At 71.9% G+C, this 13,023-nt stretch carries 12 protein-coding genes; 7 read left to right on the top strand and 5 right to left on the bottom strand.

All coding sequences use genetic code 11. The features are described from left to right. Window positions 1–2: 2 nt before the first annotated feature. Together pip and DEJ34_RS02495 are read left to right on the top strand one after the other, a co-directional pair. Window positions 3–974 carry a prolyl aminopeptidase gene (gene pip, locus DEJ34_RS02500; RefSeq protein ID WP_110911323.1) on the top strand — a complete coding sequence of 324 codons (972 nt, stop codon included), beginning with the start codon at window positions 3–5 and terminating at the stop codon, window positions 972–974. Window positions 975–1,073: 99 nt separating this feature from the next. Then, window positions 1,074–2,051: a nuclease-related domain-containing protein gene (locus DEJ34_RS02495; RefSeq protein WP_110911322.1), complete on the top strand. Its 978-nt coding sequence runs from the start codon at window positions 1,074–1,076 to the stop codon at window positions 2,049–2,051. A gap of 72 nt (window positions 2,052–2,123) precedes the next feature. Here DEJ34_RS02495 and DEJ34_RS02490 read toward each other — a convergent pair whose 3' ends face one another. The 3 genes from DEJ34_RS02490 to DEJ34_RS02480 all read right to left on the bottom strand — a co-directional run bounded on the left by DEJ34_RS02490 (window position 2,124) and on the right by DEJ34_RS02480 (window position 4,512). Further along, window positions 2,124–2,456 carry an RNA-binding protein gene (locus DEJ34_RS02490; protein WP_110890790.1) on the bottom strand — a complete coding sequence of 111 codons (333 nt, stop codon included), beginning with the start codon at window positions 2,454–2,456 and terminating at the stop codon, window positions 2,124–2,126. Window positions 2,457–2,659: 203 nt separating this feature from the next. After that, a complete protein-coding gene (locus DEJ34_RS02485) occupies window positions 2,660–3,217 on the bottom strand; it encodes an arsenate reductase/protein-tyrosine-phosphatase family protein (RefSeq protein WP_110911321.1) in 558 nt (185 codons plus the stop codon). A 2-nt stretch (window positions 3,218–3,219) separates the two neighbouring features. Next, window positions 3,220–4,512 carry an adenylosuccinate synthase gene (locus tag DEJ34_RS02480; RefSeq protein WP_110911320.1) on the bottom strand — a complete coding sequence of 431 codons (1,293 nt, stop codon included), beginning with the start codon at window positions 4,510–4,512 and terminating at the stop codon, window positions 3,220–3,222. Between the two features lie 184 nt (window positions 4,513–4,696). Between DEJ34_RS02480 and DEJ34_RS02475 the strand changes: the two genes are divergently transcribed. Together DEJ34_RS02475 and DEJ34_RS02470 are read left to right on the top strand one after the other, a co-directional pair. Next, window positions 4,697–4,855 carry a hypothetical protein gene (locus DEJ34_RS02475; protein WP_181422246.1) on the top strand — a complete coding sequence of 53 codons (159 nt, stop codon included), beginning with the start codon at window positions 4,697–4,699 and terminating at the stop codon, window positions 4,853–4,855. Window positions 4,856–4,988: 133 nt separating this feature from the next. Next, a complete protein-coding gene (locus tag DEJ34_RS02470; protein ID WP_110823435.1) occupies window positions 4,989–5,162 on the top strand; it encodes an Rv0909 family putative TA system antitoxin in 174 nt (57 codons plus the stop codon). A gap of 118 nt (window positions 5,163–5,280) precedes the next feature. Here DEJ34_RS02470 and DEJ34_RS02465 read toward each other — a convergent pair whose 3' ends face one another. Both DEJ34_RS02465 and DEJ34_RS02460 read right to left on the bottom strand, forming a co-directional pair. Further along, window positions 5,281–5,448 (bottom strand): hypothetical protein, encoded by a 168-nt coding sequence (locus tag DEJ34_RS02465; RefSeq protein ID WP_181419427.1) that lies wholly within the window; start codon window positions 5,446–5,448, stop codon window positions 5,281–5,283. Window positions 5,449–5,586: 138 nt separating this feature from the next. After that, complete coding sequence (locus DEJ34_RS02460) at window positions 5,587–9,261, bottom strand: S8 family serine peptidase (RefSeq protein ID WP_146236916.1); 3,675 nt, start codon at window positions 9,259–9,261, stop codon at window positions 5,587–5,589. A gap of 148 nt (window positions 9,262–9,409) precedes the next feature. Between DEJ34_RS02460 and DEJ34_RS02455 the strand changes: the two genes are divergently transcribed. Genes DEJ34_RS02455 through DEJ34_RS02445 form a run of 3 tightly spaced genes read left to right on the top strand, consistent with a single transcriptional unit; the run spans window position 9,410 to window position 12,872 of the window. After that, window positions 9,410–10,057: a TetR/AcrR family transcriptional regulator gene (locus DEJ34_RS02455; protein WP_110901072.1), complete on the top strand. Its 648-nt coding sequence runs from the start codon at window positions 9,410–9,412 to the stop codon at window positions 10,055–10,057. Continuing rightward, window positions 10,054–10,794 (top strand): hypothetical protein, encoded by a 741-nt coding sequence (locus tag DEJ34_RS02450; protein ID WP_110911318.1) that lies wholly within the window; start codon window positions 10,054–10,056, stop codon window positions 10,792–10,794. The genes DEJ34_RS02455 and DEJ34_RS02450 overlap by 4 nt, the downstream gene beginning before the upstream one ends. Continuing rightward, the gene (locus DEJ34_RS02445) at window positions 10,791–12,872 is read left to right on the top strand and encodes a YhgE/Pip domain-containing protein (protein WP_110911317.1); all 2,082 of its coding nucleotides are present in this window, start codon (window positions 10,791–10,793) and stop codon (window positions 12,870–12,872) included. The genes DEJ34_RS02450 and DEJ34_RS02445 overlap by 4 nt, the downstream gene beginning before the upstream one ends. The last annotated feature ends 151 nt before the right edge of the window (window positions 12,873–13,023 follow it).

Genomic DNA, 13,023 nt, shown 5'->3' with positions numbered 1-13,023 from the left:
CCGTGCGCCAGCTCTACCCGCCGCTCGAACCGAACCGATCCGGCCTGCTCGACGTCGGTGACGGCCAGCAGGTGTACTGGGAGGAGTGCGGGTCACCCGACGGCAAGCCGGTCGTGTTCCTGCACGGCGGGCCCGGTGCCGGCTGCTCCCCGGACCACCGACGGCTCTTCGACGCCGCGCGCTACCGGATCGTGCTGTTCGACCAGCGCAACTGCGGCCGGAGCCGGCCGCACGCCGGCGACCCGACCACGGACTTGTCCGCGAACACGACGTGGACCCTCGTCGAGGACATCGAGCGGCTGCGCGCGCACCTGGCGATCGACGCGTGGCAGGTGTTCGGCGGCTCCTGGGGCTCGGCCCTCGCGCTCGCCTACGCGGAGACGCACCCGGAGCGGGTCACCGAACTCGTCATCCGGGGCATCTTCACGCTGCGGACGAGCGAGATCGACTGGTTCTACGAGGGCGGGGCCGCGAACGTCCTCCCCGACCTGTGGGAGCAGTACCTCGCTCCCGTCCCGGTCGAGGAGCGGCGGCCCGGCGGACTCGTCCGCGCCTACGAGCGACTGCTGGCCGACCCGGACCCCGCCGTGCACGGTCCGGCCGCGGTCGCGTGGGCGAGCTGGGAGGCGGCGTCGATCACCCTCCTGCCCCGGCCCGACCTCGTCGCCCGGTACGCGGACCCGACGACCGCGCTGGCGTTCGCCCGGATCGAGAACCACTACTTCACGCACGACGGCTGGTTCGAGGACGCGCAACTCATCCGCGACGCCGGCCGCCTCGAGGGCATGCCGACCGTGATCGTGCAGGGGCGCTACGACATGTGCACGCCAGCCGTCACCGCGTGGGACCTGCACCGGGCGCTGCCGTCGGCGGAGTTCCGGATGATCGACGACGCCGGCCACGCGTTCGACGAGCCGGGGATCCTCGACGCGTTGATCGAGACCACCGACCGGTTCGCCGACCACCTGCGCTGACGCAACCCGTCGGACGCACTCCGGACCGACGGCGGAGGTGCGGAGGACGCGCCGACGCAGGACGTGCCTCCCGGCCGGCCTTCGTGGTGTGGTTGGTCCATGACCAGCGACCTCGTGCCGTGGTCGGTCGCCGGGGGGCTCGCCGTCGTGGTGGTCGTCCTGGTGATCCTCCTGCGGCGACACCAGACCTCTGCCCGATCCGAGCTCGACGCCGCCGACCGGGCCCGCCGGGACGAACTCGCGCAGCGCGAGGCCGAGCACCGCGACGAGACCGCTCGCATCGAGGCGGATCGCGCCGCACAGGTGGAGGCCGTGGAGGCCCGCCGGCGGGACGCCGCGTCGGAGGCCGAGGAGAGCCGCGCACTCCTGCGCCGGGGCATGAAGTGGGAGGAGGCGTCGGAACAGGCGATCCTCCGCGCCTGTCGTGCCGCGGGTGTCAACGGCGTGCTCATGACGAACGTCGTGTTCGTCCCGGTCGGCGAGACCGAGCAGGGGTCGTGGCGGAAGTTCGTCGCGCAGGTCGACCACGTACTGGTGTCCGACTCCGGGCGCGGTCTGGTGATCGAGAGCAAGCGGTGGGGCGGCATCGTGTTCGACGGGCGGCGACCGAGCGAGGTGCACCCGGCGTTCCGGAACCTGGTCGACGAGTCGTCCCTCGTCCCGCCGTTCGCCGTGCAGGTGCAGAGCCGGAAGGTGCTCAACGCCGAGGAGGAGGCCGAGAACTGGTGGCGCGTCCGGGTGCAGGCGAAGGGCGCGTCACCCGCGCAGCAGGTCCGACAGCAGGCCCGTCGCCTCGCCCGCTTCGTCGACGAGCGGACCGGCGTCTCCCGCACCTGGTTCGACACGTGCGTGTTCTACTCGTCGCCGTCGGCCACGGCCTTCGTGCAGGCGGAGGACCGGAGCGGCACCGTCACCACGAGCGTCGTGACGAACGACCACGAGCTGCAGTCCGCGCTCGCGGCCTGGGCGGCGAAGGACTCGGTGCCGAACCGCGCCCGTGCCGACGCGGTCGTGCGGGTCCTCGCCGGGCAGGGTGCCCACGCGATCACGGTCGGGAACTACCGCCTGCCGGAGTGACGCGCCCCCTCCGGACGCGACGACGCCCCGCTGGTCTGTACCAGCGGGGCGTCGTCGTACGGCGGGAGGCTGCTACGCGACCGGGCGGATGACCGACGGGAGCATGACGTGCAGGTGACCGGCGAGGGCGGTCTGTGCGTCCTCGAGCGATGCGAAGTCGCCGACGACCAGGCCGAAGGTGTCCGAGGCCACGTAGCGTCCGTCGCGCTTGTCGACGGAGCCGCCGAAGTAGCCGCCGTAGTTGGCGATCCACTCGTCGTCGCCCTCGAGCGTCCAGGTGAGCTTGGCCCGCGCGGCACGGGCGCTGGTGGCGGCCTGTGCCTCGAGGACGGCGACGATGTCGACGGTGTCGGTGTCGAGGGTGACGTCGGTCCCGGCGGCGGTCCGGTTGATGGTCGTGTTCATCGCGCTCTCCTGTCGTGTTCGGGGTACGTGCTGCGGTACCTGAACGCTACGACACCGAGCGTGCCGATCGACAGCGGAGCCCGCCGATTCACGGGTTCAGCCCCGGATGTTCATCCGTGATCCCCGGAACGACGGGCTTCGCCATCCGCCGATCGGGGTACAACGGGGTGCAACGGGGTACTCGCGTTCCGGACGATCCGGCCTCAGGAGACGGCGCGGAGGGCGTCGGCGATCGTGGCCAGTGCGGCGTCGATCTCGTCGGCGACCCGCACGTGCGTGGCCTCCGAGCGACGGTAGGGGTCGTCGACGTCGTCGTCCGCCGGGTCGGACGGCGGCGGGACGGCACCGCGGAGGCGCGCGACCCGTTCGACCAGGGCCTCCGGCGAGTGCACGTCGGCGAGGTCCCCCGGCTCGAGGCCGTCGAGCACCCGAGCGAACTGCTTGATCGTGAACGCCCGCTTCGCCGCACGGGGTGCGAGCTGCACGACCGCGGACCGGTGCGAGCGCTCGGCCGTGAGCACGAGGTCGGCGGACGCGGCGATCTGCTCGGTCAGGTAGCGGGACCGGTGCGCCTCGGTGGCGCCACCGAGGCGCTGCGACTGGGCCGCAGCCGCACCGTCCATGACGGCGCCGTCGTCCGCGATGGTGCCGGCCGACTCGACGATGTGCACCGACGCGGCCGGCCCGAGACGCGCCTGCAGCACCTGGGCGCCGAGCGGTGAGCGGCAGATGTTGCCGCTGCAGACGAAGAGGATCCGCACGCTCAGCCCTGGCCGAGCAGGTCGTGCCGGACGACGATCGCGTCACGACCGGGTCCGACGCCGATCGCCGAGATCCGGGCACCGGACATCGCCTCGACCGCGAGCACGTAGTCCTGGGCGTTCTTCGGCAGGTCCTCGAACGAGCGCGCGCCCGTGATGTCCTCCGACCAGCCGGGGAACTCCTCGTAGACCGGCTTCGCGTGGTGGAAGTCGGACTGGGACACCGGGACCTCGTCCACGCGCAAACCGTCGACCTCGTAGGCGACGCACACCGGGATGGTCTCGAGACCGGTCAGGACGTCGAGCTTCGTGAGCACGAAGTCCGTCACGCCGTTGATGCGGGCCGTGTAGCGGGCGATCGGGGCGTCGTACCAGCCGCAGCGCCGCGGGCGCCCGGTCGTCGTGCCGAACTCGAAGCCGTTCGCGCGGAGGAACTCCCCCGACTCGTCGAACAGCTCGGTCGGGAACGGGCCGGCGCCGACACGGGTCGTGTACGCCTTGACGATCCCGATGATGCGCTCGAGCTTGCCCGGGCCGATGCCGGAACCGGTCGCGGCACCGCCGGCTGTGGCGGAGGACGACGTCACGAACGGGTACGTGCCGTGGTCGACGTCGAGCATGGTGGCCTGACCGGCCTCGAACAGGACGGTCTCGCCGCGCTCGAGCGCCCGGTGGATCTCGAGCGCGGTGTCGGCGACCATCGGCCGGAGGCGGTCCGCGTAGGACAGCAGCGACTCGACGACCTCTTCCGCGTCGATCGCGCGCCGGTTGAAGACCTTGACGAGCAGGTGGTTCTTCTGGTCGAGGGCGGCTTCCACCTTCTGCCGCAGGATGTTCTCGTCGAAGATGTCCTGGATACGGATGCCGACGCGGTTGATCTTGTCCGCGTACGTCGGGCCGATGCCGCGACCGGTGGTGCCGATCTGGCGCTTGCCGAGGAAGCGCTCGGTCACCTTGTCGATGGTGCGGTGGTAGTGCGTGATGACGTGGGCGTTCGCGGAGACGCGGAGCTTCGACACGTCGACCCCGCGGGCCTTCAGCGCGTCGAGCTCCTGGAACAGGACCTCGATGTCGACGACGACGCCGTTGCCGATGATCGGGGTGACGCCCGGGGTGAGGATGCCGGAGGGCAGCAGGTGCAGCGCGTACTTCTCGCCGCCGACGACGACCGTGTGCCCGGCGTTGTTGCCGCCGTTGAACTTGACGACGTAGTCGATGCGGGAACCGAGGAGGTCGGTGGCCTTCCCCTTGCCCTCGTCGCCCCACTGGGCGCCGATGATGACTGCTGCGGGCATCTGGTTCTCCTCACGTTGGCGGAGGACCGCACACGGCCGTCCGGGCCGGTGGTCCACCCGAGTCTATCGGCTGGTCACCTCCGCGTCACCGGCCGGACGGTCCCTGTGGAGGACGCCCCGGGCACGGAGCACGCTGGGACGGACACGATCCGAGGCAGGATCCACACCGACGAGAGGAACCACCATGAGCGACCCGATCGACGACATGAGCCGCCTGCTCGACAGCCAGCAGGCCGGGGACCTCACCGACGGCGGCATCGGTTCAACCGAAGGCGCCCCGCAGGACGTCATGCCCGAGACCGACCGCGGGCGCGAGGCCGCCGAGGAGCGCCCCGACGCCTGACGGGCGATGACGCCTGACGGGCGATGACGCCTGACCGGCGATGACGCCTGATCGGCGACGACGCCTGGGCGTGGACGGATGGTCACCGGAGCACGGTGGACCGGTCAGTGATCCGACGAACGGAAGGAACACCATGAGCGACCTCAGCGACAAGGCCAAGGACTTCGCGAACAGCGACAAGGGCGAGAAGGCGACCGACGCCGGCCTCGACAAGGCCGCCGGCGCAGCCGACAAGGCCACCGGCGGGAGCCACGGCGACCAGATCGACAAGGCGGAGAACGCCGCCGACGGCAAGATCGGCAACTGAGCCGGTCACGTCACCGTCGGCGCCCCCGCGCCGAACACGACGGGAGGCCCGGTACCAGCTGGTACCGGGCCTCCCGTCTGTTCCGCGGTGCGTCACGCGCCCCGCAGCAGTCGGGGCGTCAGCCCCGGAAGAAGTCCGCGTAGGACGGGTCACCGATCGGCTGGGTGTGGCCCGGCTCGGCCAGCCGCTCCTCGACCATCGCCCGGATGACGTCCGGCGGGGTGAGCCCACGTCGACGCCACTCCATGGGGTTCTGTCGGAGCTGCACCAGGGTGTTCGTTCGCATGCACCAACACTCCCATCAACTACCTAGTTCGTCTAACTACCTGTCCCGTACGCGCACTGGTCGCGCGCTGACACGGACCGACGATGAACGGAGCGGGCAGCCCGTGGGCCACCCGCTCCGTCCTCGTGCTGCCGTGCGCTACTTGTAGATGCGCCCGGACAGTGCGGTCGTCGTCCCGCTCGTGTACCCGGACTTCTTCGCCGTGACGGTGACCGTCAGGCGCTGCCCGACGTCCTTCGTCGTCGTCGTGTAGGTCGCCTTGGTCGCACCCGGGATGGCCGTGCCGCCCCGCGACCACTGGTACGTGAAGGTGACGCCGCTGGCGTTCCACTCACCCGGCTTCGCGGTGATGGTCCGTCCGACCTTCCACGATCCACCGACGCTGGCCTTGCTGCCCGACCGCAGTGCGAGCGTCGGCTGCACGGCGTTCGCCGTCAGCACCTCGGCCTGGTCTCCGACCGCGTTGTGCAGGTGCAGCAGGAGGACCTTGGCGTTCGTGGTCGACGCCGGCCGGTTGACCCGGATGGCGGAGTCGTCGGCGAACAGCGGCGTCGAGACACCGTCACGGGTGAAGGACAGCGCCGGGGCGAAGGCGTCGAAGGTGACCGTCTTCGTCTCGTCCACGACCGAGGACCCGGTGGTCGCCGCACCCGGCGCGTACGCCGACTCGGTGACGACCTGGTAGTCGAACGCGGCCTTCGTCGACGTCGCGGTGTACCCGAGCGCCGAGAGCGACACGGGGAGCACCTTGACGGCGGAGTCGAACGTGTTCGTGTCCTGCGTCTCGTCGACGTTGAGCGGCCAGGTGTCGACCGTCTTCTGCTTCGGGTCGTTGAGGTCCACCGTCGTGACGAACGTCGCGTCGACCACCGAGGACTTCACGTCGTAGGTCAGGAAGTCCGGCTCGCCGTCCCGGTTCGTGTCGATGAGGACCTCGACGTTGGTGACGGCACCCGGGTTGGCGTCCGGACCCTGCGTCTGGACACCGAAGGACACGACGCCCTGCGACTTGTCCGCCAGACCGACTGCCGTGGAGCTGGCGCCGAAGGCCCGGACGTCAGCGGCCGCGAGGGACTGCTGCGCCGAACCGGCCGGGAAGGCCTCCTTCGGGTCGGTGGCACCGAGGACGAACGGCGCCGCGAGGGCCGAGTACCGCGATGCACCGGTGCCCTGGGCGAGGCCGGTCCCGCTGAGCGCGATGGTGCTCGACTTCGACGTACCCGTGAAGGTGACGTCGTCACCGTGCACGGCGCTGACCGGCTTCGGCGCGGCGTACACACCGAGGCGGAGCGGCGTCACGTCGGTCGCGGCCGGCGTGAAGGTCACGAGGCCGGTGGCCGCCGAGACGAACTCACGCGGGTAGCCCTGCTGGGTCTGCTCCTGCGTCGGGTCGATCGTCTTGCGCAGCAGCGTCGGGTCGGCGACCGTCATGGTCAGGGTGACCGTGGCGGTGCCGTTCGCCGGGACGGTGACCGTCGTCGCGCTGAGCGAGAAGGCGACGCCGGACTTCGCGATCCGGGACTCGTAGGCCACCGAGTAGGTGTGTGCGACGTCGGCCGTGTTGCGCACCAGCAGGCTGCGCTTCGCGGTCGTCGGGCCGCTCACCTCGACGACCCCGAAGGACGCCGTGACGAGGTCGTCGTTCTCCTGGCTGCGGACCGTGGTGGTGTCCTGGACCGCCTGCAGGGCGTCGACACGGCCGGTGCCCTGTCGGAGCAGCGTGGCCAGCTGGTCGTCGGTCGCGCTCTGCTGGACGTCGGAGGTCGCGGTGTTCATCAGCGCGGCCTTCACCTCCGGTGCGCTCCAGCCCGGGTGGGCCTCGAACGTCAGGGCGGCGACACCGGCGACGTGCGGCGTGGCCATCGAGGTCCCGCTCATCGACATGCGACCGTCACCGGTGCCGTTCGCGGCGGAGATGACGTTGACGCCCGGGCCGGCGATGTCCGGCTTGACGATGTCGTCGACCGAACCGTGGACGCCACGGCTGGTGAACGGCGCGAGGGTGTTGGTGGTCTCCTGCCCGCGGGCGATGTCGAAGCCCTTGAGCTCCTGGGCGAAGCGCACGTGCAGGGTGCCCGCCTTCGCAGCGGCCTGGAGGCTCGCAGCACTGTCCGCGGTCAGCTCGGCACCCGGGATGGTCGCGTTGCCCGCGATGCCCGAGTCGAAGATGTCGATCGTGCCGGCGAGGAGCACGCCGACACCACCGGCGGCCTGGACGTTGTCGAACCGGACCTTCGAGCCGCACTCGAGCGCGCCGTCGGTCCACTTCAGCCACGCCACCTTGCCCTTCAGCGCAGCGGCCTCGTCACCCGTGAAGGGCGCGCACCCGTCGACGTCGACCGTCGGGACGAACACGTCGCCCTCGACGGGCAGCGTCCCCTTGTAGTCACCCGAGTACTGCGACCGGTAGGTCTTGGCGAGGTCGGCCGGTTCGGTCACCTGGACGCCGTCGTACAGGCTCTGCCCGGCGGCGGCCGCGGCGACCGTCAGGGCCCCCTCGGCGGTGCCCGGTGCGCCACCGACGTCGGTGAAGTCGTCGGCGTTGCCGGACGCGATCACCGGCAGCACGCCGCGGTCGGTCAGGGCGTCGATCTTCGCGTTGTCCGGGTCGTCGGTCGCGCCGTAGTCCGACCCGAGCGACAGGTTGATGACGTTGATGTCCTTGCCCTCGGTGAGCGCCTGGCCCACCCAGTCGAGCGCGGCACCGGTCAGGTCGGTCGAGCCGCCGCCGTCACCGAAGACCTTGAGGGCGTAGAGGCCGGCCTCGGGCGCGCTGCCCGGACCCACCCACATGTCCTGCACCTGCTGCTGCGTCAGCGAGGAGTAGTCGCCGCGGAAGGTGGTCTTGTCGGCGTCGAGGCCGTAGCCCGCGGCAGTACCGGCGACGTGCGTGCCGTGGTCGCCGCCCTTGCCGTCGATCGGGTTCGCGTCCGGCTGTGGGACGGGCTGGTAGGCCGCGGTGCTCGGGTCCGCGTTGTAGGTGGGGCCCGCGAAGTCGTAGCCGCCGAGGAACTTCGACGGGTCGTACCAGCTGGAGGCCGGCGCACCCGTGCTCGCGAGGGCGTCCTGGTAGGCCGCGGTCGTGCCGGGTCCGCCGAAGTCGGCCTGCGTGTAGTCGAGGCCGGTGTCGCGCACGGCGATGTTGACGCCCTCGCCGGTGTGACCGGTCGCGGTCCAGGCGTCGTAGGCCCGGGTGTACAGGTCACTCGCGGCGTTCTTCGGGCTGACGCCCTCCGCACCGGGACGGACGGTGTCGGGGTCGACGCCGGACGGGGCTGCACCGGCGTCCTCGTTGACCGTCGGCTCGACGACCTTCTTCGGCGTCAGCGCCACGATGCTCTCGACGTCGGAGCGCTCCGCGATCTCGGCCAGGGCGGCGACGTCCGCGACGACGGCGATGCCCGGGACCGTGTACTCGGTCGCGTACAGCTCGGTGGCCTCCGGGTCCGCGGCCTTCACCGCTGCCCGCACCTTCGCCACGGTCGACTCGATGGTCTCCACGCGACTCTGCGCTGCGGACGAGGGACGCTTCGACCGGGTGAGGTCGCCGCCCTTCGCCGCGGCGTCGACCTCGAGTGCGCCGGCGCCCGTGGTGCGGACGAACGCGCTGACCGTCTTCGTGGGCTTCGCGTTCCGCAGCGGCGCGGAGAGCTTGAGGTCGGCCGCAGCGGGGACGCCGGCCGGTGCCGCCGAGGCCGCACCACCCACGGCGAGTCCGCCGCAGGCCAGTGCCGCCACCGCGACGATCGAGGTCAGCAACCGCGGAGCGCGGTACCGACGAGAGGGGTTGTTGGGCGGTGTCGCTCGGGGCACGCAGCACACTCCTGATGAGTCCGACGTTCGGGTGAAGTTCCGATGAAGCTATGTGGTCCTTCTCAGGACGGGGAGTCGGCAGTTCAGGGGACAGACCCTGTGGTCGTTTGAAGTTGCACAGGTGTGTGCACGTTATTACGATGGGTGCATGACGACCACCGATCGGCCCACACGTGCGCCACGACGGGACGCGACCGAGAACCGCGCCGCCCTCGTCCAGGCCGCGCGGACGCTCCTGCAGGCCGATCCGGACGCGTCGCTCGAGGCGATCGCCGCGCACGCCGGACTGTCCCGGCGTGCGGTCTACGGACACTTCCCCTCCCGGGACGACCTCGTGCGCGAGGTCGTGACGGGCGGAGCCGAGCGCATCCTCGCCGCGATGCCGAGCCGAGCCGCCCTCGCAGGGCTGCCCCCGGCCTCCCGTCTGGCCGCGATCGCCGTGGCCCTGTGGACCGAGGTCTCGCACGTCCGGTCGATGGCGGTCATCGCCGTCCGCGGCCCCCTGGTCGAGACCGTCGCCACCGTGTTCGCCCCGCTCCGTGAGCAGGTCCAGGACGCATGCGCCCTCGGCATCGCCGACGGCACGCTGCGCGACGACGTCGACGCCGAGACGCTCGGTCGGCTCGTCGAGGGTGCCTGCCTGGCCGTCCTCGACGAGGCCGCACGGTCCGGCACGTCCGACGACGCCGGCCGCCGCATGGTCGTGGTCTCCGCCCTCGGCATGGCGGGCGTCGACTGGCGCACGGCACTGCTCGCACTCCCCACCCACACGCCCGTCCCGGAGGACCACGCATGACGCTCGAACTCGCCGCCGTCGGCATCGGCACCGGCCCCGGAGCCGAGCTCCCGGTGGTCAGCGCCGTCGCCGGTTCCGGACACCCGGGCGTCGTCGCGGTCGAGACCGAACAGGCACCCGTGCTCGCCTCGCTCGTCGCCGGAGGGCGGATGAAGCCCGACACCGGGCAGGTGCTCCTCGACGGACACGACGACCCCGCGGCCGTCCGTCGCGCGTTCGCCCTCGTCGACACCCCCGGCGTCGCCGAGCCGTTCCCGGTGATGACGCTCAAGCAGATCGTGCACGAGGAGCTCGCGTTCGCCGGCCGACGGCCCTCCCGGGCGGACGTCGCCACGGTGCTCGAGGAGCTCGGGATGACGCACTGGTCCGACACCCCGGTGCAGCGGGTCCCGACCGACGCCCGCGTCCGACTGCTCGCCGAGCTCGCGCTCCTGCGGCCCGGCGTCTCCGGACTCGTCATCACCTCGCCCGAGCGGCACGGTGGTGCGGTCACCGACTGGTTCGCCGTCGTCCGGGACGTCGCGCGCCGCGGGGTGACCGTCGTGCTCGTCACGTCCAAGGCCGCGGCGGAGACGGCGACCGCCCTGCTCGACACGATCACCGACCGCGGCGACGCGGCGGACACCACCACCGAGGGTCCCGAGGACGCGACCCGGACCGAGGACGCCCCGGCGGGCCTCCCGACCGAACCCACCGACACCACCGACGCACCCGCTCCCCTGGAGACCCGCTCGTGACCATCCCCTCGCTCGTCCGCGCCGAACTCGCGCGCCTGACCGCCACCCCGCTCGCCCGCCTGGCGTTCATCGCCCTCATGTGCGTCCCGCTGCTGTACGGCGGCGCCTACCTCTGGGCCAACCGCGACCCCTACGCCAAGCTCGACCAGATCCCGGCCGCGATCGTCGACCAGGACGCCGGGGCCACCCTCGACGGCGAGCGCGTCGACTACGGGAAGGACGTCGCGAAGGAGGCCGTCGACGGCCACGACTTCGACTGGACCGAGACCACCGCGGCCGACGCCCGCTCCGGCGTGCGCGACGGCACGTACGACTTCGTCGTCACGATCCCGCACGACTTCTCCGCGTCCCTGGCCTCCGCGCAGTCCGACCACCCGGAGCGCGCCGAACTCGTCATGACCACGGCGGACACGAACTCCTACCTCGCCTCCACCATCGCGGAGCAGGCCGGCAAGACCATGCGGACGGCCGTCGCCGAACGCGTCGGGAAGGAGGCGGCGACCACCCTGCTCGTCGGGCTCGCCGACGTGCGGGACAGCCTGGGGGACGCCGTCGACGGTGCGGGCGAGCTCGCGTCCGGCGCGACGAAGGCCGCGAACGGAGCCGATGCGCTCGAGGACGGCACCGCGGAGCTGTCCACCGGAGCCGGGACCCTGGCGTCGAGCACGGCCGCGCTGCCGGAACAGACCGCGCAGCTCGACTCGGGCGCACAGCAGGTCGCGACGGGCGCGGCGTCCCTGGCCACGGGCCTCCGGTCGGCGCAGCAGCAGACGGCCGCGCTGCCGGACCAGACGCGGCAGCTCGCCGACGGCGCCGCACAGGTCGCGGCCGGCAACGCCGAGCTCGCCGCCCGGGTCGACGAGGCGAACACGACCGTGCAGGCGATCCAGCCCCTCGACGCGGACGCCGTCCTGCAGGACATCACCGCGAACCTGCCCGAGGGCGTCACCCTGACGCCGGAGCAGCAGCAGGCCCTGACCGCCACCGTCACCTCGGCCGTCGACCGGGCGAACAGCGCCGGAGCGGACGCGAAACAGCAGCTCGGTGCGACGACGCAGCAGATCGACACGCTCAGCGCCGGTGCCCGCCAGGTGTCCGACGGCGCGGCAGCACTGGCCGACGCCGCCCCGCAGCTGGCATCCGGCATCGCCACGGCCGCGGATGGGGCCTCGACGCTGTCGACCGGTGCCGCACAGGTGGCCGCGGGGACGGATCGGCTGGCCGCTGCCGCCCCGCAGCTGTCCTCGGGGGCGTCGCAGCTCGCCACCGGAGCGGCCTCGGCGGACGACGGTGCGAAGTCGCTCGCCAGCGGCGTGCACGCCCTCGAGTCCGGCTCGTCGGAACTGGCGTCCCAGCTGGACAAGGGGCGGACGAAGATCCCCGCATCGACCGCGTCGTCGCGGAACGCGCAGGCCTCCGTCATCTCGGACCCGGTCACGGTCGGCGACGACAACATCGCCGCGGCCTCGAACTACGGAGCCGGCCTCGCGCCGTTCTTCATCTCGCTCGCCGCGTGGATCGGCATGTACGCGCTGTTCCTCATCCTCAAGCCGATCTCGAAGCGCGCCATCACCGCCGTCCGCCGACCCCTGCGCGTCGTGTTCGGCGGCTGGCTCACCCCGGCGCTCCTCGGCGTCGTGCAGATGGCCGCGCTCTTCCTGATCGTCCGGTACGCCCTCGACCTCGACGTCGTGCACGCCGGCGGGACGGTCGGCGTCATGGTCCTGGCGTCGGCGACCTTCGCGGCGATCATCATGACGCTCAACGTGCTGCTCGGGTCGGTCGGGCAGTTCCTCGGCCTGGTGCTCATGCTCATCCAGCTCGTCACCGCGGGCGGCACGTTCCCCTGGCAGACCCTGCCCGGGCCGCTCGCCGCGCTGCACTTCGCCCTGCCGATGACCTACTCCGTCGACGCCATCCGGCAGACGATGTACGGCGGCTCGCTCGGCACGGCGTGGAGCGACGCGGGCGTGCTGCTCTGCTGGTTGCTCGGCGCGCTGCTGGTGTCCTACCTCGTCACGGCGCGGCAGACGCGGACGCGGACGCTGCGCGACCTGCGGCCGAGCTTGATCGGGTAGGCGGCGGGCGCGCGACGCGCGGGCGCGCCAGCGCGGACCGGACCCGCACAACAAGAACCGGTCCGCACCACGGACTCCCCTGGCGCGGACCGGTTCCTCTTGCGTCGGTTGGGGGCGGTCCCGACGGCGGCCGGGAGGCGCGCGGCCAGCC

Source organism: Curtobacterium sp. MCPF17_050 (assembly GCF_003224435.2).
Lineage (GTDB): Bacteria > Actinomycetota > Actinomycetes > Actinomycetales > Microbacteriaceae > Curtobacterium.
The sequence above is the reverse complement of the archived record's forward strand: the minus strand, read 5'-3'. Positions and strand labels throughout refer to the sequence as shown.

Bases quoted from the DNA above. Each gene is read 5' to 3' on its own strand.
- DEJ34_RS02490 (WP_110890790.1), bottom strand. From the start codon at position 2,456: ATGAACACGACCATCAACCGGACCGCCGCCGGGACCGACGTCACCCTC.
- DEJ34_RS02480 (WP_110911320.1), bottom strand. From the start codon at position 4,512: ATGCCCGCAGCAGTCATCATCGGCGCCCAGTGGGGCGACGAGGGCAAG.
- DEJ34_RS02455 (WP_110901072.1), top strand. From the start codon at position 9,410: ATGACGACCACCGATCGGCCCACACGTGCGCCACGACGGGACGCGACC.
- DEJ34_RS02495 (WP_110911322.1), top strand. From the start codon at position 1,074: ATGACCAGCGACCTCGTGCCGTGGTCGGTCGCCGGGGGGCTCGCCGTC.
- DEJ34_RS02475 (WP_181422246.1), top strand. From the start codon at position 4,697: ATGAGCGACCCGATCGACGACATGAGCCGCCTGCTCGACAGCCAGCAG.
- DEJ34_RS02465 (WP_181419427.1), bottom strand. From the start codon at position 5,448: ATGCGAACGAACACCCTGGTGCAGCTCCGACAGAACCCCATGGAGTGG.
- DEJ34_RS02470 (WP_110823435.1), top strand. From the start codon at position 4,989: ATGAGCGACCTCAGCGACAAGGCCAAGGACTTCGCGAACAGCGACAAG.
- DEJ34_RS02450 (WP_110911318.1), top strand. From the start codon at position 10,054: ATGACGCTCGAACTCGCCGCCGTCGGCATCGGCACCGGCCCCGGAGCC.